At 65.9% G+C, this 22031-nt stretch carries 19 protein-coding genes, 1 tRNA gene, 1 other RNA gene and 1 pseudogene; 11 read left to right on the plus strand and 11 right to left on the minus strand.

What is annotated here, in order from left to right:
• Window positions 1-7 precede the first annotated feature (7 nt).
• Both ffs and AC5RWA_RS06600 read right to left on the minus strand, forming a co-directional pair.
• Window positions 8-104: signal recognition particle sRNA small type (ffs, locus tag AC5RWA_RS06595), an RNA gene on the minus strand.
• A 45-nt stretch (window positions 105-149) separates the two neighbouring features.
• Window positions 150-473, minus strand: coding sequence for a YqfO family protein (locus tag AC5RWA_RS06600; RefSeq protein WP_115526158.1), 324 nt, complete (start codon window positions 471-473; stop codon window positions 150-152).
• Between the two features lie 324 nt (window positions 474-797).
• Between AC5RWA_RS06600 and AC5RWA_RS06605 the strand changes: the two genes are divergently transcribed.
• Window positions 798-882, plus strand: a tRNA-Ser gene (locus tag AC5RWA_RS06605).
• A 97-nt stretch (window positions 883-979) separates the two neighbouring features.
• Here AC5RWA_RS06605 and AC5RWA_RS06610 read toward each other — a convergent pair.
• Window positions 980-1903 carry an oxygenase MpaB family protein gene (locus tag AC5RWA_RS06610; RefSeq protein WP_494056987.1) on the minus strand — a complete coding sequence of 308 codons (924 nt, stop codon included), beginning with the start codon at window positions 1901-1903 and terminating at the stop codon, window positions 980-982.
• Between the two features lie 573 nt (window positions 1904-2476).
• Between AC5RWA_RS06610 and AC5RWA_RS06615 the strand changes: the two are divergent.
• The 4 genes and pseudogenes from AC5RWA_RS06615 to AC5RWA_RS06630 all read left to right on the plus strand — a co-directional run.
• A pseudogene (locus AC5RWA_RS06615) lies at window positions 2477-2830 on the plus strand (M23 family metallopeptidase); the annotation flags it as partial.
• Window positions 2831-2943: 113 nt separating this feature from the next.
• The gene (locus AC5RWA_RS06620) at window positions 2944-3156 is read left to right on the plus strand and encodes a hypothetical protein (protein WP_494057082.1); all 213 of its coding nucleotides are present in this window, start codon (window positions 2944-2946) and stop codon (window positions 3154-3156) included.
• A gap of 545 nt (window positions 3157-3701) precedes the next feature.
• Window positions 3702-4187 (plus strand): glutathione peroxidase, encoded by a 486-nt coding sequence (locus AC5RWA_RS06625; RefSeq protein WP_104443525.1) that lies wholly within the window; start codon window positions 3702-3704, stop codon window positions 4185-4187.
• Window positions 4188-4350: 163 nt separating this feature from the next.
• Window positions 4351-5280 (plus strand): phosphodiesterase, encoded by a 930-nt coding sequence (locus AC5RWA_RS06630; protein ID WP_494056988.1) that lies wholly within the window; start codon window positions 4351-4353, stop codon window positions 5278-5280.
• A gap of 84 nt (window positions 5281-5364) precedes the next feature.
• Here AC5RWA_RS06630 and AC5RWA_RS06635 read toward each other — a convergent pair whose 3' ends face one another.
• On the minus strand, window positions 5365-7002 hold the full coding sequence (locus tag AC5RWA_RS06635; protein ID WP_079598139.1) for a stealth family protein: 1638 nt from the start codon (window positions 7000-7002) through the stop codon (window positions 5365-5367).
• 62 nt (window positions 7003-7064) lie between these two features.
• Complete coding sequence (locus AC5RWA_RS06640) at window positions 7065-7994, minus strand: Cof-type HAD-IIB family hydrolase (RefSeq protein ID WP_494056989.1); 930 nt, start codon at window positions 7992-7994, stop codon at window positions 7065-7067.
• A gap of 148 nt (window positions 7995-8142) precedes the next feature.
• Here AC5RWA_RS06640 and AC5RWA_RS06645 point away from each other — a divergent pair, with 148 nt between their 5' ends.
• Window positions 8143-8442, plus strand: a complete 300-nt coding sequence (locus AC5RWA_RS06645) for a type II toxin-antitoxin system VapB family antitoxin (protein WP_009358464.1) — start codon at window positions 8143-8145, stop codon at window positions 8440-8442.
• Window positions 8435-9112 carry a LytR C-terminal domain-containing protein gene (locus tag AC5RWA_RS06650; RefSeq protein ID WP_494056990.1) on the plus strand — a complete coding sequence of 226 codons (678 nt, stop codon included), beginning with the start codon at window positions 8435-8437 and terminating at the stop codon, window positions 9110-9112. The genes AC5RWA_RS06645 and AC5RWA_RS06650 overlap by 8 nt, the downstream gene beginning before the upstream one ends.
• Window positions 9113-9118: 6 nt before the next feature.
• On the opposite strand, the gene AC5RWA_RS06655 is transcribed toward AC5RWA_RS06650, so the two are convergent.
• Both AC5RWA_RS06655 and AC5RWA_RS06660 read right to left on the minus strand, forming a co-directional pair.
• Complete coding sequence (locus tag AC5RWA_RS06655) at window positions 9119-9769, minus strand: TetR/AcrR family transcriptional regulator (RefSeq protein WP_079598135.1); 651 nt, start codon at window positions 9767-9769, stop codon at window positions 9119-9121.
• Window positions 9770-9805: 36 nt separating this feature from the next.
• Complete coding sequence (locus tag AC5RWA_RS06660; RefSeq protein ID WP_115526164.1) at window positions 9806-10504, minus strand: DsbA family oxidoreductase; 699 nt, start codon at window positions 10502-10504, stop codon at window positions 9806-9808.
• 215 nt (window positions 10505-10719) lie between these two features.
• On the opposite strand from AC5RWA_RS06660, the gene AC5RWA_RS06665 reads away from it, so the two are divergent.
• Window positions 10720-11781, plus strand: coding sequence for a glycosyltransferase family 4 protein (locus AC5RWA_RS06665; RefSeq protein WP_494056991.1), 1062 nt, complete (start codon window positions 10720-10722; stop codon window positions 11779-11781).
• A 60-nt stretch (window positions 11782-11841) separates the two neighbouring features.
• A complete protein-coding gene (locus tag AC5RWA_RS06670) occupies window positions 11842-14004 on the plus strand; it encodes an amylo-alpha-1,6-glucosidase (RefSeq protein ID WP_494056992.1) in 2163 nt (720 codons plus the stop codon).
• A gap of 35 nt (window positions 14005-14039) precedes the next feature.
• Here AC5RWA_RS06670 and AC5RWA_RS06675 read toward each other — a convergent pair whose 3' ends face one another.
• Together AC5RWA_RS06675 and AC5RWA_RS06680 are read right to left on the minus strand one after the other, a co-directional pair.
• On the minus strand, window positions 14040-14573 hold the full coding sequence (locus tag AC5RWA_RS06675; protein ID WP_494056993.1) for a GNAT family N-acetyltransferase: 534 nt from the start codon (window positions 14571-14573) through the stop codon (window positions 14040-14042).
• Window positions 14574-14586: 13 nt separating this feature from the next.
• Window positions 14587-15546 (minus strand): D-2-hydroxyacid dehydrogenase family protein, encoded by a 960-nt coding sequence (locus tag AC5RWA_RS06680; RefSeq protein ID WP_115526226.1) that lies wholly within the window; start codon window positions 15544-15546, stop codon window positions 14587-14589.
• Between the two features lie 138 nt (window positions 15547-15684).
• Here AC5RWA_RS06680 and AC5RWA_RS06685 point away from each other — a divergent pair, with 138 nt between their 5' ends.
• The gene (locus AC5RWA_RS06685; RefSeq protein ID WP_494057079.1) at window positions 15685-16878 is read left to right on the plus strand and encodes an MFS transporter; all 1194 of its coding nucleotides are present in this window, start codon (window positions 15685-15687) and stop codon (window positions 16876-16878) included.
• Between the two features lie 184 nt (window positions 16879-17062).
• On the opposite strand, the gene aceB is transcribed toward AC5RWA_RS06685, so the two are convergent.
• Both aceB and aceA read right to left on the minus strand, forming a co-directional pair.
• A complete protein-coding gene (aceB, locus tag AC5RWA_RS06690; RefSeq protein ID WP_494056994.1) occupies window positions 17063-18715 on the minus strand; it encodes a malate synthase A in 1653 nt (550 codons plus the stop codon).
• Window positions 18716-18936: 221 nt separating this feature from the next.
• Window positions 18937-20253 carry an isocitrate lyase gene (gene aceA, locus AC5RWA_RS06695; RefSeq protein ID WP_115526170.1) on the minus strand — a complete coding sequence of 439 codons (1317 nt, stop codon included), beginning with the start codon at window positions 20251-20253 and terminating at the stop codon, window positions 18937-18939.
• Between the two features lie 148 nt (window positions 20254-20401).
• On the opposite strand from aceA, the gene AC5RWA_RS06700 reads away from it, so the two are divergent.
• Entirely contained in the window at window positions 20402-21916 is a 1515-nt protein-coding gene (locus tag AC5RWA_RS06700; RefSeq protein WP_494056995.1) for a helix-turn-helix domain-containing protein, read from the plus strand.
• Window positions 21917-22031 lie beyond the last annotated feature (115 nt).

Below are 22031 nucleotides of genomic sequence, written 5' to 3' on the forward strand. Positions count from 1 at the left end.
GGGGAATAGTAAAGACCCCCCATGCACCCGCCAGAGCCCGCCTACCCTTGCTACCTTCCGGTCCTGGGGGAGTTCAACAGGATGACGCCACATGAGGGGCCGTCAAATACTTTACCCGAACATCCGGTCCGACTCGAATCGGCTGTCCGTCAGCGCCAGCCCTGCACCTGCCAGCTCATAAAAGCCGGCTCTTCATAAGGATGGGCGGCGCGCAAGGCGGCAACGACGGCGGCCAGAAGGGGCTCCTCGACCACGCACTCAATCCGGTCCTCCGCCACCTTTTCGCTCCTGCCCACCTGCCCAACGAACGGCTCGGCGCCATCCCGCGGAGTGAAGGAGCCGGTGCCGGGTGAGACGAAGGAACAGTGGGAGTAGTTGCCAATCCTGCCTGCCCCTGCGTCACCGATGGCCTTCAGGACCAGGTCCGTGTGGGTAGCAGGCGTGTAGGCCACCAGGGCGTGCAGCTCCGTCATGCTTTCTATCGTGCCCGAAGCTTTAGTGGATTCCCCTGATTTCCATTGCCAATCCCTTCGCCACGCACGATCATGGGTATGTACACCGATTGGGGCAATCTCCTGATTGTGAGCTGTGTGGCCTGGCTGAACGGGGCCGGACCCGGCAGCTCAACGGGGTACCAATGGAATGGGCGCGTTGGGGGCGTCCATTTCGGCGTTAAGCCGCAGGAAGGTCCGGCTGAAACCGGGCGCCGCGGATTCGAAAAGGGCGTGTAATCGGCCGATTGGGCGATGCGCGAAACATCAGGTACTCTAGTATCTGCTTTTGATTCAGAAGCAGCTGGAGAATTCGCCTAGCGGCCTATGGCGCACGCCTGGAACGCGTGTTGGGTTAACGCCCTCGGGGGTTCAAATCCCCCATTCTCCGCCGGTTAAGAACCCGGTCCCACATAGTGGGGCCGGGTTCTTGCATTTGCAGCCGCTGCCGGATCCTGGCTATGTCCACACCGTTCCTGGGGCAAGGGTTATCCCTCGTCTGCCACTGGAGCGCCCAGGCGCCGCAGCCGGGCCCGGGCGGCCAGTTCGCTGGGTCCCCGTGGGCCGAGGGCAAGGCGGACGACGCCGAGAACGGCTTTTGTGGCCAACTTCACCGGCAGCGGGAACGGGCCCAGCCGTGGAACATCCAGCCCGAGCATCTGCCGGTACCTTGGCTCAAGGCTGTACACGGCTCCCGCGAACAGGATCCGGTAGCCGGGGCGCAGCAAGGGATGCAGTGGCGCGTTGCGGATGAACTCCACGGTTTCTGCCACCCGCCCGTCCACGCGCAAGTCGCCGTTTTCATACCAGCGGTCCAGCTGGCGGCGCATCTCCGCCTCGGTGAGCGGCGGTTGGGGCACGCCCATCAGCCTGCCCGCCTGCGCCCACTCCCTGACGTAAGCGTCCGGTCCGCCGGGAATGGCGCCGCCCCAAATTTTGTGGGCCGTGAGAAAAGCGTCCGTAAAGGCAATGTGGATCCAGCTGGCAAGTTCGGGGTCATTGGCGCTGTAGCTGCGCACCGCTCCCTGATTGTCGCTGTAATTTCCTTGGACCGGCTCGTGCAGCCGGCGGACCATGCGTGAGGCCTCCTCAGCCGCCCCTTTCGAGCCGTACGTGACGGTGAAGATCCAGCGGATGGTGTTGGCCAGCCGGCCCAACGGGTCTTCGCGGAAATTCGAGTGTTCATGGACCCCGGCCAGGGCGCCTGGATGGAGTGACTGCATCAGCAGCGTCCGGATTCCCGCCACGATGGGGGACATTGAACCGTGGACGGCCCAGACCGCAGAGCCGGGCAGGTGGTAGCCAGGGTCATCCCCTTCTTCCAGCCGCAACGCCCAGTCCGGCGGCGCATCGGCCTTGCCCGTAAAGGTCTTCTTGAGTTCGTCCTGCCATTTCCGGAGGAAACTGCGCATAGCCCATTGTCGCCCATACCCCTGTCCCATGGGCCGGTGCGCAGGCAGTTGCGTCCCCCAAATATCCACAAGCTTTGGCCCAAGGGTTTTCCCATGGTTACGCCCATATGTTCAGATAGAACTTACCCGTCAAGACAGAGTGCGGGTGGCCAAATTTTTGGGGTCAAATTGGGCAAGCATTCAGGAATGGCCAAGAACAGGCGCGCCAGGCGTCGCGGTGTTGCCGCGGCGCGGGCGCTGGCAGTTACCGGCGCGCTGGCGGTATCCATCGGCGCACTGAATGTGTCCGGCGGTCCCCTGGAATCCCAGGTGCTCGAGCCGTCCAGCACCCAGGCCGGCGGTGTCTCGGGCAACGCGGTGGCCTCCGGCACCGGACCAAACTGGCCCTCCTATGATGTCGGGCTTTCATCTCCGTTCAACCCGAAGCCCGGGGGACTGGCTCCCGCCGTACTCACGGACTCCCACATTGCTGTGTCGTTCCCGCGGACGCTCGTCAGCAGTTCCCGTCCGGAATGGGCACTTACAGCGTCAGTCGGGCTCAACGGAATTGGCAGGCCGCCGGCGGGTTACCTGATGGCACCCCTGGAGCTGCTGAACGCCAGCTCGCCCTACGGTTTCCGTGTGAGCCCGCTGACGGGTGAACCGGGAGAATTCCACCTGGGCCAGGACTATGCCGCTCCCTGCGGAACGCGGGTTTACGCTGCTGACTCCGGCGTGGTCCGTGCCGCCGGGTGGCATCCCTGGGGCGGCGGCAACCGCGTGGAGATTGACCATGGCAACGGCCTGATCACCACGTACAACCACCTCGAGTCCGTCGCGGTCCGCAGCGGGGACACGGTGCACGTGGGACAGGTCATCGCCCGCGTGGGCAGCACCGGCTGGTCTACCGGGTGCCATCTGCACTTTGAGACCATCCTGGACGGCACGCACACCAGCCCCCTCAACTGGGGCCTGATTCCGCTCCGTGCCCTCGTGGGATCCGGACCTGCGCAAACGTCGTACGCGCCAGGTGCAGGCTCGCCGTCTGACACCCCAACCAGTTGGACCATCCCGGACAAGCACGGCGTTGTGCCGCTGCTGCGAGGTGTCGGGGCAAAGACGTCGGCGACGACGGCTCCCGCGTCGTCGCCGACGGCACCGCCAGCACCGCCTCCCTCGATTGCCGCACCGGCACCGGCGCCTTCGCCGTCACCTTCGCCCACCGGGCCGTCACCTACTCCGACCGGGCCGTCACCGTCGCCGACCCCGACTGAGCCGTCTCCGACCGGGCCGTCACCGTCGCCGACCCCGACTGAGCCGTCTCCGACCGGGCCGTCACCTACGCCGACTGGGCCGTCACCTACGCCGACTGGGCCGTCACCTACGCCGACTGGGCCGTCACCGACCCCGACTGAGCCGTCCCCGTCACCGACCGGGCCGTCACCTACGCCGACTGAGCCGACGCCTACGCCTACGCCGACAGAGCAGTCGCCAACACCTACCCCGACTCAATCGACGCCTACTCCTACGCCGACTGAGCCGACGCCGACACCTTCGACGACCCAGCCGACGCCGTCGCCCTCGCCGGAACCTACGGCCACACAGCCATCGGCCACGCCCGCTGCACCAGGGGAACCGGCGGTGCCGGAAACCTGCCCGGCGGCCGGGACAGTAGCCGATGCCGGGACGACGGGGGGCCAAGCCCCGGTGCCGGACGCCGAAGCCAGAAGAATTGCCCAGGAAACTCTCAGTCCGGAACAGTACCTTGAGTGGTTGGCAACGAATTACCCGTGTGGACAACTACCTGAGGACGCAACCATTGGCACAGCTGTACCGGGTCCCGCTGACCCTCAATGACGGAACCGAAACCGACTTCGGCAGATTCAGGGGCAAAGTGGTGATGGTGGTCAACGTGGCCTCCAACTGCGGCTTCACACCGCAGTACACCGGCTTGGAGACGCTCTACGGAAAATTCCGCGACCGCGGCTTCGAGATCCTGGGTGTGCCCTGCAACCAGTTCGCGGGGCAGGAGCCCGGAAGCGACAGCGAGATCGCTGAGTTCTGCCAGCGCAACTTCGGCGTAAGCTTCCCGCTGACGGTGAAGTCGGATGTGCGGGGCAAGGGCCAGCATCCGCTCTACGCCGAGCTCACCAAGTTCAAGAGCGGGCTGCTGCCGGGGCTGGTGAAATGGAACTTCGAAAAGTTCCTGGTCAGCCGCGACGGGCAGGTGGTGGACCGGTTCGCGCCCACTGTGGAGCCGGACTCGGCTGAGGTCATCGACGCCATCGAAAGGGCTCTCGGCTGAAAAACCGGCGCTTTCCCGAATCCGGCCCTCAAAAGCGCAGTTCTTTCATTTTTTTCCACATCGGCTACGGCGATTTGCCCAAAGTTTGCCAAATGTCTGATTGGATAAATATTACTGAAGGGTACCAGGGAAGCGCCGTTTCCCACCGACCACAGAGGTAGCAATGGAGCACATCGAGGCCGAGCATCCCCGGCCACGCCACTTCCTACTCCACCTGAGCGATCCCCACCTGTTGGGAGGTCCGGACCCCCTGTACGGCGTCGTTGACAGCGAAGCGCGCCTCATCCAGCTCTTCGAAGAAGTCAAAGCGTCCGGGGCGAAGCCGGAGGCCGTGATCTTCACCGGCGATCTCGCGGACAAGGGCCACCCCGAGGCCTATGTGAAACTGCGCGCCATCGTGGAACCCGCCTGTGAGGACCTGGGGGCGGAGGTGATCTGGGCGATGGGCAACCATGACAACCGGGCCAACTTCCGCGCGGGTTTGCTGGACCAGCCGGGCAATGATGCCCCAGTGGACAACAGCTACTTCATCAACGGGCTCCGGGTTATTACCCTGGACACCTCCGTGCCCGGCTACCACCACGGCGAGCTCAGCGACGCGCAGCTGGAGTGGTTGGGCCGGGAGCTGGACACACCTGCGCCGGACGGAACCATCCTGGCCCTTCACCATCCACCCGTCCCGTCCGTCCTGGACCTCTCGGTGCTGGTCGAACTGCGGGATCAGTCGTCCCTTGCGGGAGTGGTCCGGAATTCCGACGTCCGCACCATCCTGGCAGGCCACCTGCACTACTCCACCACGGCAACGTTTGCCGGGATTCCCGTCTCGGTGGCCTCGGCTACCTGCTACACGCAGGACCTGAACGTGCCGGTTGGAGGAACCCGCGGGCAGGACAGCGGACAGGCCTTCAACCTGGTGCACGTCTACGAGCACACGATCGTCCACTCGGTGGTCCCGCTGGGCAGTTCGACGACGGTGGGCGAGTACGTTGCCCCGGAGGAGACAGAGCGGCGCCTGGCCGCCGCCGGGATCCGGATCCCCGAGACAGCGAAGCAGCCAAGCAGCGCCCGGGTGGGTGCGTCCTCCGGCCGCTAGGAACGCCTAACGCTGAAGGCCTGTCCCCGCGGGGACAGGCCTTCAGCGTTAGGCGCACTGTGTGAGGCTCTGCCTTACGCCGCTCTACTTTTCCCAGGGAGCCTTGATGGGGAAGTACTTTTCCAGGAAGTCGGTGACCAGCGCGGCCCGCTCGTCCGCGCTCACTTCAGGAAAGCTGCCGTCGTTGAGGCAGAAGAAGTCCACGTTCCGCTTGGACAGGAGCTTCGGAAGATAGTTGAGCCCGGTCCGCATGGTGGTGTCCACGTAACGTACTTTCGCGGCGGTCTGCGTGACCGCGCGTCCGGTGAGCAGCGCGTAGTAGTGGTAGAACGAGTTGGTGACCGAAATGTTGTCCGCGGCACGGAAGCGGCTGGCAGCCGTTTTGCGGAACTCCTCCGGAAATTCCTGCTCCATTTTGCGCACCAGGCTCCGGCGCAGCGGTGCAGCGCAGTGCTCCAGGTGGCGTGTGGTGATCCGGCCGAACCGGTTCCACAGCAGCTTGCGGTTCACCCGGGCGGCGTTCTCGAACCCGCTGCGCTCGGCCGCGTTCTCCCCAAGGCCGATCCTGGTCTCCGCCTCAATGAATTTCGTGATCCCGCCCGGCGTGAAGAACAGGTCCGGGCTGACCGGGCGGCCGAAGAACATATCGTCGTTGGAGTACAGGAAGTGCTCCGAGAGGCCTTCAATGTGGTGCAGCTGGCACTCCACGGCCTGCGAGTTGTGCGTGGGCAGCACGGAGGGATCGGCAAAGAACTCCTCGCTGCGCACGATGGTCACCGAAGGATGGTCTGCCAGCCAGGCGGGGGCGGGGGAGTCCGTGGCGATGAAGATGCGGCGGATCCACGGCGCGAACATGTAGACGGACCTCAGCGCGTACTTCAGTTCGTTGATCTGCCGGAAGCGGGCTTCGTGGTCGTCGCCCTCACCCAGCACCACGTCCTTCTGCTGGGCGCGGCGGGCGGCGATGTACTCGGGGGAGCTTCCGTCTACCCAGGAGAAGACCAGGTCGATGTCGAAGCTGATGTCGCTTGCATGGTCGGCGAACATGTTCTCGATGGTCGGCCAGGTGTGGCCGTAGCGTTCCACCGTGCCGCGGACGGCGTCCTGCCGCAGCAGGGTCCTTCGGGTCAGGGAGTTCTCGATGGGAAGGATCAGTTCCTCCCCTTCGAAGGACCACAGTTCGATCTGCACACCGGCTGAGGCGCCGAATTCGAAGCCGCCCACGGGCTCCACCCGCGGCCGGTACAGGCGGAAGATCCGCGCCTGCCGGTTGGACGAGAGTTCGCCGTCCGCGACGAGTACCGAGGTTTTTTTCTTCGCGTCCACGGTCATGGAGTAGAAGGGCTCGTCCCGGCACGCCTCCACCAGGGCCGCCCGGAGCTTCTTGCGGTTCTTCCAGTCCAGGGCGATCACAGGGCGGTCATTGTTGCCCCGGACCAGGAGGTAGGCCAGGCCCGCATTCGCCAGCACGTTGCGCAGGAACAGCAGGTCCTCCACCATGGCCTGGTAGGGGGTCCTGTTGTCATTGATGACGGCATAGCGGCCCTTGTGCCGGATGACGTCCGGGCGGAGCCTGAAGCGCTGTACAGCAGCTGCTGACGTTACCTCTGAATGAAATTGTTCTTCTACGGACGCCTGGCCGCCGTAGTAAACCTCGTCCTGAACCGGTGCTTCTGTAATGGTTGTCTCCGTGCTGGTCAAAGTAAGCCTTCCTACCTGCATGATAGCCGCGCGTGGGAAACGGCATGTTTCGGCCGGTGCATCCGGCCCGGTGCCGGCAGGGCTTAGGCGCCCAGCGCCTCCCGCCAGCTGCGCAGGAAGGCGCCGCCGGCGTCGTCGTGGATGATCGTTGCCTCGAGTCCCAGATCCGCTGCAGTGAGGACATCATACGGCTTGTCCGGGACGCCGTCCGCAGGGCGGACATCCACATGCTTCACGGCATGGTCGTTGTGGTGCAGCCAGTCTGCCATGGCGTAGTCCGTGCGGGAGTCGCCCACCGTCCGCCAGGCCTCCGGCGTAATGCCCTGCGCCGCGAGGAGCTCCACCGCCCGGCTGGCTCCAAGGTCCTTGCCAAGCCGCACCGATTCAATGTCGGTGGAGATGATGGTGGGGTCCACGCGGTAGTCCACCTCGTCGTCGGAGTCCGGGGCATGGTGGTCCAGCCGGACCACCCCCAGCCCGTGGCGGCCCATCAGCTCCATGGCATCGGCGTCGAAAAGTTTTTGTTCGGCCAGGTAATCAGAACTCGGCACATCGATGTGCTGCTCCACCGACACCATGGCCCGTTTGGTTTCGTCAAAGAACATGTGTGAGGCGTAGTCCTCGGCCACCAGGCGGCGGATGTCGTCCCCGTACGCTGCGGGCACGGCCAGGTCCCGGTCCACATGGATGGGCCCCGGCCCGGCCGAGGTGTAGCTGAACCACACGGCACCCTTTTCACAGACCGCGTGGATGATGGTGCCGGTGGGGATGCCGGCTTCGATCATGGGCTCCATGACCTGTTCCCGGATGAAGGCATCGGAGCGGCCGGTGTTGAAGATCACCGGAATTCCTGCTGCCGCCAGGGCTACCAGGTCCGCGATGATTTCCGGTTTGACGTCCCGGGTCAGCGGGCTCGCCACCGGCCCGTCAACGTCGAGCAGGAGCGCCAGCGGCGGGCAGGACGGCAGGCGGACGCCGGGCAGGGAAATGGCGGGGGACTCGGATGCTGTCATGCCTCCATTCTGTCAGCAGGGCCAGAAACTCCCGGAGCGGACAGCCGAAAGCCGCCCCCGTGTGGCGGATGGTCACCGTTTGGCTACAACCTGCCGCCGGCAGGGCTGGGCACTTTCGCTGGGCCGGCGGGATGCCTAGGGTGGCATGGTGATATTCAAAGCTGTGGGCGAGGGCCGCCCTTACCCCGACCATGGTTACAGCACGCCCAAGGAGTGGGCTTCGCTGCCGCCGCGGCCGGTCCGGCTGGACGAACTGGTGACCACCAAACGCACCCTGGACCTGGAAGCGCTGCTGGCCGAGGACTCCACCTTTTTCGGCGACCTTTTCCCGCACGTGGTGCAGTACCAGGGAACCCTTTACCTGGAGGACGGCCTGCACCGCGCAGTCCGGACCGCCCTGCACCAGCGCACCGCGATCCACGCCCGGGTCCTGGTGCTCGATGGCTAGGAAACGGCCGAAGGACCCGAGCGTCCTGCACGGCCACCACGTTGTAAGCGGCCCCGAGCTGCGCGCCACTTTTCAAGAGGCCGCCCAGGACGCGGACGATGCCGCCCGGGTGCGCCGCCGGGTCCTGCACGGCGTGGTCCTGGTGCTCCTCATCGGCCTGATCGCCGCGGGCATCATCGCCGCCCTGGCCATCATCAACGGGAAACTGGCCATCCCCACCGCCGAATCTGCCCAGGAAACGGTGTCCACCTGCCCTGCGGGAACGTTCGACTACACCCCGCCTGAACAGATCAACCTCAATGTGTACAACTCCACCAGCCGGCCCGGGCTGGCCCGCTCGGTGGCGGACGAGTTTCTGGCCCGGAAATTCGTGGTGGGCGCCGTGTCCAATACAGAGGCCGGCTACCGGGGTGTGGCGGCGGTGATCTCCGGGGCTGCGGGACAGTCTGCGGCCTTCAGCGTCCAGCGGAACCTGCCCGGTTCCGACTACTTCCAGGACGGCAGGACGGACGGCAGCGTGGACGTGATCCTCTCCCAGGACTATGCCGCCCTCGCCCCGCCGGACCTGGTGGACCAGACCCCTGGCCAGCTCAGCTGCCCCCGGGAAAGCCGCCGCGTTGCCGACGACGACAAGCGTCCTGTCAACCCGTCCGCCGCGCCCACCCGCTAGAAATCGCTAGCCGGCCACGGCGGGAAGCGGGGCGAGGCGGACGGGGCGGCCGGCGTCGTCGAACCTGGCTCCGGCACCCAGCTGGATGAACCGCACCGTCCTGGCGACGCGCGCCTCCAGCTCCTCCGGCTCATCGCTGCCCCTGGCCGCGCTGGAGGACAGCGTCCCAAGGATCAGCTGCGCCTGCTGGCCGATGTCCGCTGCCGGCAGGTAGCCCTGCTCCATGCCGGCGCGCAGGATGCCCTGCAGCAGCACGCTCAGCTCGCCCACGTGGTCCGCGAGTTTGGCAAAGGACGACGGCGACAGCACGGCCCCCATGGCAGGGCCCGGCGGCAGGTGGCGGCGGCTGAGGTCCACCACCTGGGCCCGCACGTACAGGGCCAGCTGTTCCACCGGGTTGTCCAGGCGGTTGAGGGAGTCGCGCAGTTCCGTCAGGAACTTCTCAGTCTCCTCCAGGGCATACGCGATCAGCAGCTCTTCGATGTCCGCGTAGTAGTTGTACACCGCGGTACGGCCCACTCCGGCGTGCCGCGCCACGTCCGTCATGGTCAGGCCGGGCAGGCCGTGGGAGAAAAGGAGTTCGCCGAAGGCCGTCAGGATGCGGCGCTGGGTGTCCGCGCGCTGCTCGGCATTGCTGGCCGCTGAGATCCGGGGCATACAGACACTTTACCGCGATGTGTCAGTAAACGGCTGCTAGACGGAGCAGCCGTCCGGGCCGCAGGCGTCACCCTCGCCGGAGTTGACCAGCACCAGGGGGTTGGCGTCCTGCCAGGCCTGGTTCAGTGCCGCAGTGAACGTCTCCGTTGGCTGGGCGCCGGACAGGCCGAACTTCCGGTCGATGACAAAGAACGGGACGCCGCTGATACCCAGGGACCGGCCCTCCTCGAAATCGAAGCGGACGTCGTCGGCGTACTTGTCCGTAGTGAACAACTGGTCCACCTCCTCGGCATCGATGCCGAGGCCGCGGCCAAGCGACGCCAGGTACTCCCGGCTGCCGATGTCCTTGCCGTGCTCGAAGTGGTCGCTGAGCAGGCGCTCCTTGGCAGCATCCTGCTTGCCGTGTGCGGCCGCAAGGTGGATCAGGCGGTGTGCGGTGAAGCTGTTGGCCACCACCACCGAATCGAATCGGTAGTTCAGGCCCTCGCCCCTGGCCTGCTGTGCAACATGGTCGAACATCTGCGAAACCTGCTGCGGAGCCATCCCCTTGCGGGTGCTCAGGTACTCCAGCTCGGTGCCGTCGTAGTGCTCGGGAAGGGTTGGGTCCAGCTGGTAGCTGCGCCACACCACCTCAACCGCATCCTTGTGCGGGAAGGCGGACAGGGCGGCCTCAAAGCGGCGTTTGCCGATGTAGCACCACGGGCACGCGACGTCTGACCAGATCTCAATCTTCATGCTGGGAACAACCTCGCAAGCCCGGCAGCCATTCCGGCCACCACATGTTAGATACCCCACAGTAGGGCTTGTGGCGCGGTGGTTCGTGGGCAATAGTCAGAGTTAGGTTAAGCAGACGACATACGAAGCGGATATACCGCGGGCCGGAACAGGTCCGCGATTAAATATGCCCGGCCAGCTGGGGAGCCCGGCCTGTCACCACCTGGAGGCCAGGAATGCGGATAGGACTGGTTGCAGGACCATGGATACCTGTGCCCCCGTCAACGTACGGCGGAACTGAAAGGGTGGTGGACACCCTGGCCAGGGGCTTCGCCGCCGCGGGGCATGAGGTTTTACTGGCAGCGCCCTCGGACAGCAGCTGCCCTGTGCCCCTGGTGCCCGGCATGCAGCCCTCGGCCGGGGAAGAGATGGGGCTTACCATTTCGGAGTTCAGCCATGTGATCCGGGCGCACGAGGCGCTGCAGGACGTTGACATCATCCACGACCACACGCTTGCCGGACCGCTGTACCTGCACCGGCCGGAGGAAACTCCTTTGGTGACCACCATCCACGGTCCACTGAATTCGAACGCGGTGGACATCTACCGGGCCATCGCGCGGCGGTCCGCCATCATCGCCATTTCCCGTGACCAGGCGTCGCACGCTCCGGGGGTGCCTGTTACCAGGGTCATCCATCACGGCATGGACCTGAAGTCAGTGCCCGTGGGGACCGGCCGGGGCGGCTATCTGTGCTTTGTGGGCCGGGCCTGCCCGGACAAGGGATTGCTTGAAGCCATCATGATTGCCCGCCAGGCAGGCATGCCGCTGCGCATCGCGGTGAAGATGCGGGAGCCGGAGGAGATTCGCTATTTCCACGACGTCATTGAGCCCCTGTTGGGGCCAAACGAGGACTTCGTGGGGGAAGTAGATAATGTTGCCAAGTACCGGCTGATGGGTGAAGCGCTGGCCTTCCTGAACCCCATCCAGTGGTCCGAGCCGTTCGGGCTCGTCATGATCGAGGCGCTGGCCACGGGAACTCCCGTGGTGGGCACACTGATCGGTTCCGCGCCTGAAATCGTGGACCATGGCCGCACCGGCTACCTGGGCGATGTCGGGGAACTGGCGGACTTCGTCCAGGCCGCGGAGGCCCTGGACCGGGCGGCGTGCAGGGGAGCGGTAGAGGAGCGGTTCAGCGCCGGGCGCATGGTGTCCGACCACCTGCAGCTCTTCACCGAACTTATTGAAGGGAGTATGCCCACGGGGCTTCCGGATGCGGCGCGCGTGCACCAGAATCTTTAAGGGCCGCACATGTTGCCGGATGGCCGGCAGCATCCCGTCGTTTGAGAAGGGAGCCCTTCCGTGACCGCATGGAATGCCAATACCGAGGCTGGCGCATCCGAGTCAGGGTCCGTGACAGTGGTGGAAGGATCCTCGTTCTGCATCTCGGCCGGGAACGGGGACATCAGTTCCGAAGGCGGCACGAACGGGGCCTTTTTCCAGGACACCCGCATCATTTCCCACTGGGTCCTTCGGATCAACGGCTCCCTGCGTGAGCCGTTGGCGGCCCAGCGGTCGCGGCCCTTCGCGGCCACGTTCGTCGGGCGGGCCAAGTGGCCGGACGGGCGCTTCGACAGCCCGCTGGTGGTCCGCCAGACACGGCACATCGGTCCGGGGCTCCAGGATGACATCACCTTGGAAAATTATGCAGCGGAGCCGGTGGAGTGTGACATCGAACTGCTGGTGGACGCGGACCAGGCGGACCTCTTCGACGTCAAGGGCGGCCGCACCACCGGCCCGGCCGATACCACCCGCGAAGTGGTTGACGGCCGGCTGGTCATCCAGGCCGTCCGGCACGGGCAGCAGCGCGGCACCGCCGTCGGCGCACGCGAAGGGGTGGCCAGCCTGGACGGCCTGCGCTTCCACGTCACCATCCCGGCCCGTGGCAAGTGGACCACCAGCGTCATCGTGGTTCCGCTGGTGAACGGTAAGGCGCCGGCGGACCCCTTCACTGAAGGACGCCTTCCGCACCACCGCGAAGGCGTCCGCCGCCACCTGGACTGGGAAGAAGGCGTTCCCCGGATCAATGTGGCGGACACCGGGCTGCAGGACCTGCTGAACCGGAGCCAGATCGACCTGGGCTCGCTCCGGATTTTCGATGCACACCACCCCGAACGTGCTGCCGTGGCCGCCGGGGCGCCCTGGTTCATGGCGTTGTTTGGCCGCGATTCCCTCCTGGCGTCCTACATGAGCCTGATGGTGGACCCGAACCTCGCGGCCGGCACGCTGCAGACGCTGGCGGGGCTCCAGGGGAAGAAAGTGGATCCGGACTCGGAGGAAGAGCCGGGGCGCATCCCCCATGAGGTACGGCTCGGTGTCACCGCCGGGCTTTCGCTGGGCGGCACGGCCTATTACGGCACCGCCGACGCCACGCCGCTTTTTGTGGCCCTCCTGGGTGAGCTCAGCCGCTGGGGCCTGTCCCGGGATGTGGTCCAGCCGCTGATAGCGCATGCCGACCGGGCCTTGGAATGGATCCAGAAGTACGGCGACCGTGACGGCGACGGCTTCGTGGAATACCTTCGCCCCAACGACCACGGCCTGGTGAACCAGGGCTGGAAGGACTCCTGGGACGGCATCAACTTTGCGGACGGGACCATGGCCGAGGCACCGATTGCGCTGTGCGAGGTGCAGGGCTACGTGTACGGCGCCTACATCGGCAGGTCCTTGCTGGCACGGTGGAGCGGCGACGCGCACCTGGAGCAGCACTGGGCTGATCGTGCCGCAGAACTGAAGACCGCATTCAACGAGAAGTTCTGGCTGCCGGACAAAGGATATTTTGCCGTCGCCCTGGACAAGGACAAGCGTCCCGTGGACGCCCTGACGTCCAACATCGGCCATTGCCTGTGGACGGGCATCGTGGACGAGGACAAGGCGCCGTCAGTGGTGGAGCACCTCATGTCGCCGCAGATGTTCACCGGCTGGGGGATCCGCACGCTCGCGTCCGACATGGGCGCGTACAACCCCGTGAGCTACCACAACGGTTCGGTCTGGCCCCATGACACGGCGCTCGTGGCCACAGGCCTGATGCGCTACGGATTCGTGGACGAGGCCAGGCGCGTGGCCCTGGGGATCTTCGACGCGGCCGAGCATTTCGACAACCGGCTGCCCGAGCTCTTCTGCGGCTTTGACCGCGGCGAGTTCCCCGGCCCTGTGCCATATCCCACGGCCTGCTCCCCGCAGGCGTGGGCGGCGGCGGCCCCGGTGCAGCTGGCGCGGATCCTGCTTCGGTTCGATCCCGTCTTCACCCGCGGGGTGGTCCATCTTGCACCCATCCTGCCGGAGGCCGTCGGCACGTTCAGGGCGGAAAACGTCCTCCTGGATTCGGCCAGGGTGACCATCAACGCCTCCGGAACCGAAGGCAGCATCGAAGGGCTTCCGCCGGGCCTCAAGCTGGTGGCCGAACCACGCCCGCCGTTGGCCTACCCACCTGAAGGCGTCGTGGCAGGAGGAGTGGCCGGAAGGTGAGCCGGGGCGTCGCTCAGGCGCCGGCGCAGGCAGGTTCAGGGTACGGCGCGCTCCAGGACGAAGTCGTGCTCCACGGTGCTGCCCAGGGTGAAGGACTTGGAGCCCACCTTGCGGAATCCGGACTTTTCGTAGAAGCGGATGGCCCGGGCGTTCTGGCTGTTGACGCCCAGCCACGCTGCCGCCCCGCCTGCCGCCGCCGCGGCCTGCAAGCTGGCGTGCATGAGCTCGGCGGCAGCGCCGAGGCCGTGGTGTTCGGGGTGGACGTAGCATTTGCTGAGTTCCACGGACGGAACAATCGTGAGGGCAGCCGCAACGTCAGGGTCCGCAGCCGGACGGTTGACCAGCAGGCTGTACCCGTTCAGCCGTTTGCCGGAGTCGAGGACCAGGATGGTGATGTCCGGGTCCGCGAGGTAGCGCTCGAAGTGCTGTTCGCTGAGCGTGCTGGCCAGGTGCGCCGCAATGTCCTCGGGTGACGACGACGGCGGGCAGGCCAGCGGGAAGGTGACGGCCGCCAGCGCGGCCAGCGCCCCGGCGTCGTCCGCTGTTGCTGTGCGGATGGTGTGGTTCACGTGTTTCCCGGTGTCAGGCGGTGATGGTGCGGATGGGTGAGCCGGCGAGCCAGGCCGTCACGTCCTCGAATGCGCCGCCGTAGAACTGCCGGTAGCTCTCCTGGGTGACGTAACCAAGGTGCGGTGAGAGCACGGTGTTGGGGGCGGCGAGCAGGGGATGCGAGGCAGGCAGGGGCTCCTGGTCGAAGACGTCCAGGGCTGCACCGCGGATCCAGCCCTGGGTGAGTGCCCGGATCAGTGCGTCCTGGTTAACCAAAGGACCCCTGGCGGTGTTCACCAGGATGCCCTCGGGGCCCAGCAGCCGCAGCTCCTCCTCTCCCACGGTGTTCTCGGAGCGCTCAGAAAGCCGAAGATGGAGCGTGGCGACGTCCGATACCCGGAACAGTTCCTTCTTCGACACCAGCCGCGCCCCGGCGTCGGCGGCGGCTTCGGCCGTCAGGTTCTGGCTCCAGGCCACCACGTCCATGCCGAACGCCTGCCCGTAGCCGGCGATCCGGCGGCCGATTTTGCCCAGTCCCACGATGCCCAGTGTCTTGCCTGCCAGCTCGAATCCCACCGTGGACTGCCAGGTTCCGGCCCGCAGGGAGTTCTCCTCGGCCGGCAGGTGCCGGGCGGCTGCCAGCAGCAGGGCCCAGGTCAGCTCCGGGGCGGCGGCAGGGGAACCGGGAGTTCCGCAGACCGTCACGCCGTGCTCCGCCGCAGCGGCCACGTCAATGGAGGCATTGGCCATCCCCGTGGTCACCAGCAGCTGGAGGCCGGGAAGTTTTTCGAATACTTCCCGGGGAAACGCAGTGCGCTCCCGCATGGCAATGACAATACCGACGCCGGCAAGCGCCGAGACCAAGGCGTCCTGGGACGCGAAGGGCTCCCGGAACGTGGTGACGGTGACGCCCTCCGCTTCCAGCGCCGCCCAGTCCGCAAAGCCGTGGGCTACGTCCTGGTAATCGTCGAGGATGGCGAGGCGGTGCTGCATGGCGGTGTCCTTCGTCCCGGAGTTCCTGGCGTGAAGTTCATCGTAAGCCAGGGTGCCATCCGGGCGCCCCAACAACCGTCCGTCCCGGCGCGTGATAGCAATGGGAGTGATGAAACTGCTTACTCCCTCCGCCGCCGCATGAGCGGCCGGATTTCTGCCCGGATACCCAAGAGCTGGATCCTGCTTGCCTGCATCGGCCTGCTCGCGCTTAACTTGCGGGGACCGTTTGTGGCGGTCGCCCCGGTGGTTGGCCCGATGCAGGCGGAGCTGGCCTTTTCGCCGGTCATGCTTGGCCTGCTGACCAGCATCCCTGTCCTCTGCTTCTCCCTGGCCGCGCCGCTGGCTTCCCTGGCGGCCCGGAAGTTCGGTGCCGAGTTCGCGGTGACGCTGACCATCCTCGGCGTGTTGGTCGGCGTGCTGGTCCGTTCGGCGGGCGGGCCGGTCCTGGTGGTTGCCGGCACGGTGCTGATTGGCCTGGCCATCACGGTGGGCAATATCGCCGCGCCGCTCATCATCCGCCGTGACTTCGCCCCCCGCCGGCAGGGGACCGCGATGGGAATCTACACCGCCGCGCTGAACATCGGGTCATTCCTGACGTCCGTGGTGACCGCACCGCTGGCCGACTTGGCGGGGTGGAGGTTTGCGCTGGGCTCGGTGGCTGTCCTGGCCGTTGCGGCCATCATTGTCTGGACCCTGGCCGTTGGTCCGCGGAGCGCATTCCTGGCTTCCGCGGAGGACGGCGGGGACACGACGCTGCCGCCGGTGACCGGTACGGGCTGGACGACGGCCGGCCTGACGGCGGGCTTCGCCGGGCAGGCCTTCTCCTACTACGGGGTGACGGCGTGGCTGCCCAGTTACCTGCACGACGAACTGGGCATGTCCGTCACCGGGGCCGGTGCCGCTTCCTCCATCTTCCAGATCCTGGCTATCGTGGGCGGCCTGGGAGTGCCCTTTGCCGCCAAATTCATGAGTACGACGGCGGTGGCGGTCACCGTGGGAGCGTTGTGGACGGCCGTGCCGGCCGGGCTGCTGCTGGCGCCGCAGCTCTGGTGGCTGTGGTCGATCTGTGGCGGCATCGCCCAGGGCGGCGGCATCACGGTCATCTTCATCGCGATCATCCGCTTGGCCCGTGACCAGGCCTCGGCGGGCCGGATGTCTGCCACCGTGCAAGGCCTGGGCTACTGCTTTGCCGCCGTGGCACCGCCCCTGATGGGCTTCGTGCACGACGCATCCGGGTCCTGGACGCCGGCGCTGCTGCTCGTCCTGGTGTCCGTGCTGACCTTCTTCGTCAGCACCACCCTCGCCGTGCGGCGGGTGCCGAAGGGCCGCTGAGCCTCGTATCGCCGTCGTACTTCCTTAACCCCCACCCGCGAGATGGCAATTAACGGTGATGTTTACCCACAACACTGCCGTTAACTGCCATCTCGCGGGGAGGTGGTTCCGTCGCCGGGCCGGCCCTCCGGATTTCGGAGGTGCCTGTTGCGGAGGGCGTGCCGGCCCGGCGGACGGAAGCTGGTTACGCCGCGGCGAGTTCCTCGACGGTTGCCTTTTCGCGGGCCTCCGTCAGGTAGCGCGCGTAGGCGGGGAGGGTCAGGAAGGACGGGAAGTCGCGGGCGAGGGTGACTTCTTCGAAGATGTCGCGGGCGTCTTCGAAGCGGTCGCCGTCGAACCGTTCCAGCCGTGCGAACTCCTGGTCCAGGAGTTCTTCGATCCACTCGTGTGTGATGATCTCGCCGTGGTCCGTGATGGCCCGGGCGTAGATCCACTGCCAGAGCTGGGAGCGGGAGATTTCGGCGGTGGCGGCGTCTTCCATGAGGTTGTGGATGGCGACGGCGCCGTTGCCGCGGAGCCAGGATTCGATGTAGCGGATCCCCACTTCGATGTTGTTCCGGATGCCCTGTTCGGTGATGGTGCCGGTGGTGGCGGCCACGTTGATCAGGGCCCGGTCGTCCAGGGTGACGTCCTCGCGGGTGCGGTCCAGCTGGTTGGGCTTCCCGCCCAGGATGGAGTCAAACACCTCGCGGCAAACCGGCACCAGGTCCGGGTGGGCCACCCAGGAGCCGTCGAAGCCGTCGTTGGCCTCACGGGTCTTGTCGGCGCGGACCTTTTCGAAGGCGTTGGCGTTCGCTTCGGGGTCCTTGCGGTTAGGGACTGCTGCTGCCATGCCGCCGATGGCCATGGCGCCGCGCTTGTGGCAGGCCCGGACGAGCTGCTCGGTGTAGGCGCGCATGAAGGGCTGGGTCATGGTGACCTGGCCGCGGTCCGGGAGGACGAAGCGGGGGCCGCGGGTGCGGAAGTTCTTGATGAGGGAGAAGATGTAGTCCCACCGGCCGGCGTTCAGGCCGGCGGCGTGGTCGCGCAGTTCGTAGAGGATTTCCTCCATTTCGAAGGCTGCGGTGATGGTTTCGATCAGCACGGTGGCGCGGATGGTGCCCTGCGGAATACCGAGCATGTCCTGGGCGAGGATGAAGATGTCGTTCCAGAGCCGGGCTTCGAGGTGGTTCTCGATTTTGGGCAGGTAGAAGTACGGGCCCTTGCCTTGGGCGAGGAGGCGGCGGGCGTTGTGGAAGAAGAACAGGCCGAAGTCCACGATGCCGCCGGCGATGGGCTGGCCGTCGATGAGCATGTGCTTTTCGGGCAGGTGCCAGCCGCGGGGGCGGACCACGATGGTGGGCAGTTCGCCGGCGGGGCGGAGCTTGTATTCCTTGCCTTCTTCGGTGGTGAAGTCGATCCGGCGTTCCAGGGCGTCGGTGAGGTTCAGCTGGCCCTTGACCACGTTGCGCCAGGTGGGGGTGGAGGAGTCCTCCATGTCCGCGAGCCAGACCTTGGCGCCGGAGTTCAGGGCGTTGATGGTCATCTTCTTGTCCACCGGGCCGGTGATTTCCACGCGGCGGTCCTCCAGGCCGGGGGCCGGGGGAGCGACCCGCCAGGACGGGTCGTTGCGGATGTGTTCGGTCTCCCGCAGGAAGCGGGGGTCGGCGCCGGCGGCAATGTCAGCACGCCGGGTCCGGCGGGCCTGCAGCAGTTCCTGCCGCCGCTCAGCAGTAGCCCGGTGCAGTTTCGCAACGAACTCCAGGGCATCCGGAGTAAGAACCTCGTTCTGCCGGCACACGGGTTGAGCGGTCAAGGTGATGCCATTAATCGTGAAGCTATCGGTGAAGCTGTTCATCTCAGTCTCCTTAAAGACGAAAAGGGAAAGTTCGACGGCGGCTGGCGGCACGTTGGCGACTCAGGCACAAGGCCGAAGGAGCCGGTGTCGCGGCAGCCTGCGTAAAAGGGGCCCTGTGCCCGCCCCCGACCGAGTTCTACGAGGTCATGGGGCGGGCATGGGGAATAGCAGGCAGAGCGATGCCGGTCCGAAGGCGAGGGTGACCGCCGCCGTCGGGAGTTTTAGTGGAACTGGCCCTCTTCGGTCGATCCGACCAGGGCGAGGGTGGATGCGTTCGGGTTGAGCGCGGTGGAGATGGTGTCGAAGTAGCCGGTGCCGACTTCGCGCTGGTGCTTGGTCGCGGTGTAGCCGCGGGATTCGGAGGCGAATTCCTTTTCCTGGAGCTCGACGTAGGCGCTCATGCCTTCACGGGCGTAGCCGTGGGCGAGATCGAACATCGAGTAGTTCAGGGCGTGGAAGCCGGCCAGGGTGATGAACTGGAACGTGAAGCCCATGGCACCGAGCTCACGCTGGAACTTTGCGATGGTGGCGTCGTCCAGGTGCTTGCGCCAGTTGAACGACGGCGAGCAGTTGTAGGAGAGCATCTGGTCGGGGAACTCGGCCTTGACGGCTTCGGCGAACTTGCGGGCCAGTTCCAGGTCCGGGGTGCCGGTTTCCATCCAGATCAGGTCCGAGTAGGGGGCGTAGGCCTTGGCGCGGGCGATGCAGGGTTCGATGCCGTTGCGGACCTTGTAGAAGCCCTCGGCGGTGCGCTCGCCGGTGATGAATTCCTGGTCGCGTTCGTCCACGTCCGAGGTGATCAGGGTTGCTGCTTCGGCGTCGGTGCGTGCGATAACGACGGTGGGGGTGCCGGCGACGTCGGCTGCGAGACGGGCGGCGTTCAGGGTGCGGACGTGCTGCTGGGTGGGGATCAGGACCTTGCCGCCGAGGTGGCCGCACTTCTTTTCAGAGGCGAGCTGGTCCTCCCAGTGAACACCTGAGGCGCCAGCCTGGATCATGGATTTCATGAGTTCGTAGGCGTTCAGCGGGCCGCCGAAGCCGGCCTCGGCGTCGGCGACGATCGGAACCAGCCAGTCCTCGACGGTCTGGACACCCTCGGAGAATTCGATCTGGTCCGCCCGGAGCAGGGCGTTGTTGATGCGGCGGACAACCGTGGGAACCGAGTTGGCCGGGTAGAGGGACTGGTCCGGATAGGTGTGGCCCGAGTTGTTCGCGTCAGCGGCAACCTGCCAGCCGGAAAGATAGATGGCCCGAAGACCGGCCTTGACCTGCTGCACGGCCTGGTTGCCGGTCAGCGCGCCCAGGGCGTTGGTGTACTTGCCTTCCTTGTGCTCTTCGGTGAGCTGCTTCCACAGCTTCTCCGAGCCGCGGCGGGCCAGGGTGTGTTCTTCGGAGACGCGGCCGCGGAGGCGGACGACGTCGGAGGCTGAGTAGTCCCGGGTCACACCTTCCCAGCGGGGGTTGGCGGCCCACTCGAGCTCCAGGGCGGCGGCCTGCTGTTCGGGCGTCTGCTGGGTGGGCTCAAATGCTGCAGTCATCGTTGATCTCCTTGATTGAGCTCCGGATGGAGTAGGTGGGAACCGCGTCGTTGAGGTTCCCACCGGCTTTCCGGTGCGGTGTTTCTTTCCGTGGTCACTACTTTTCAGCACTTTCAACACCCTTTCTAGATAAAAATGCTGGAAAGAAATGCACTTCTTCACGTATTCTTCAGAAATGTCGCCTTCAAGCTGGAACAGGGAAGTTTCCCCGCCGCCGTCGTCCGGCTCCGCCGCGGAACTGGACGTCATCTCGCTGGGCCGCCGCGTGCGCCATCTCCGCAAGCAGGCCGGACTTACCCTAGATGACCTGAGTGCCGCCGTCGGGACTGCGCCCAGCCAGCTGAGCCTGATCGAAAACGGCAAGCGCGAACCCAAACTCACCCTCCTCCAGCACCTGGCCGGGGCACTCAATGTCAGCATCGACCAGCTGCTCGGAGCAGAGCCTCCCAGCCGCCGGGCCGCCCTGGAAATCGAGCTGGAGCGCTACCAGCGCGGACCGCTGTACGAGTCCTTGGACCTGCCCAAAATCCGCATCAGTTCGCGGCTTCCGCTGGATGTCCTGGAGGCCCAGGTGGGGCTCCTCCATGAGCTCGAACGCAAGATGAACGAGCAGGTGGCAACGCCGGAGGAAGCCCGCCGCGCGAACGGCGAACTGCGCGCCATGATGCGGGAGCGGGGGAACTATTTTCCGGAGTACGAATCCGAGGCGCAGAAGGTCCTCAAGGAGGTGGGGTACACCACCGGCCCGCTGAGCCAGCACGTCATCGCGGACATTGCCGCGCACCTCGGCTTCACCCTGCACCATGTGGGTGACCTGCCGCATTCCACCCGTTCCGTGACGGATTTGAAGAACCGCAGAATTTACCTGACGCAGAGCCAGCGGCAGGACCACGACCCCCGGTCTGTGCTGCTGCAGGCCCTGGGACACTACGTGCTGGGGCATGAAACGCCCCGCAGCTACGGCGATTTCCTGGCCCAACGCGTTGCCACGAACTATTTCGCCGCAGCACTTCTCCTGCCGGAGCAGGCCACCGTGGAATTTCTGCAAAAAGCCAAAGCGGCGAAGGAAATCGCCGTGGAGGACATCCGCGACGCGTTCGCCGTGTCCTACGAGACAGCCGCCCACCGCTTCACGAACCTGGCCACGAAGCACCTGGGTATCACGACGCATTTCCAGAAGACGCACCAGAGCGGCATCATCTACAAGGCCTACGAGAACGACGGCGTGAACTTTCCGCAGGACCACACCGGAGCCATCGAGGGCCAGCCGTCGTGCAAGGCCTGGACATCCCGGGCCGTGTTCGATGTGCCGGACAAATTCAGTGCCTACAGCCAGTACACGGATACGCCGTCCGGGACGTACTGGTGCACGGCCCGCACGGAACGGTCTGCAACCGGGGAGTTTTCGTTGAGTATCGGCGTGCCGTACCAGCACGTGAAGTGGTTCCGCGGGCGGGAGACGACAGCCCGTGCCACCTCCAACTGCCCGGATCCCACCTGCTGCAAGCGTCCGCCGGAAGCGCTCACTTCCGAATGGGCCGGGAACGCCTGGCCCTCCGCGCGTGCGCACTCGCACCTGCTGGCCGCCATGCCGCCGGGCGCCTTCCCCGGAGTGGACGAGACCGAGGTGTACAGCTTCCTGCAGGCCCACTCCGGAAACTGAGGGACGCTCTCTCACGTTTTGCGGCTTTTCCCGCAACGCTCTCTCAGTCTGTGAAGGAGGGTTTCGGCTCATCCCGCGACAGGTGAGAGGGTTCCCGATATCGCTGCAGGATGTG

The organism is Arthrobacter sp. 210 2 (genome assembly GCF_059093025.1).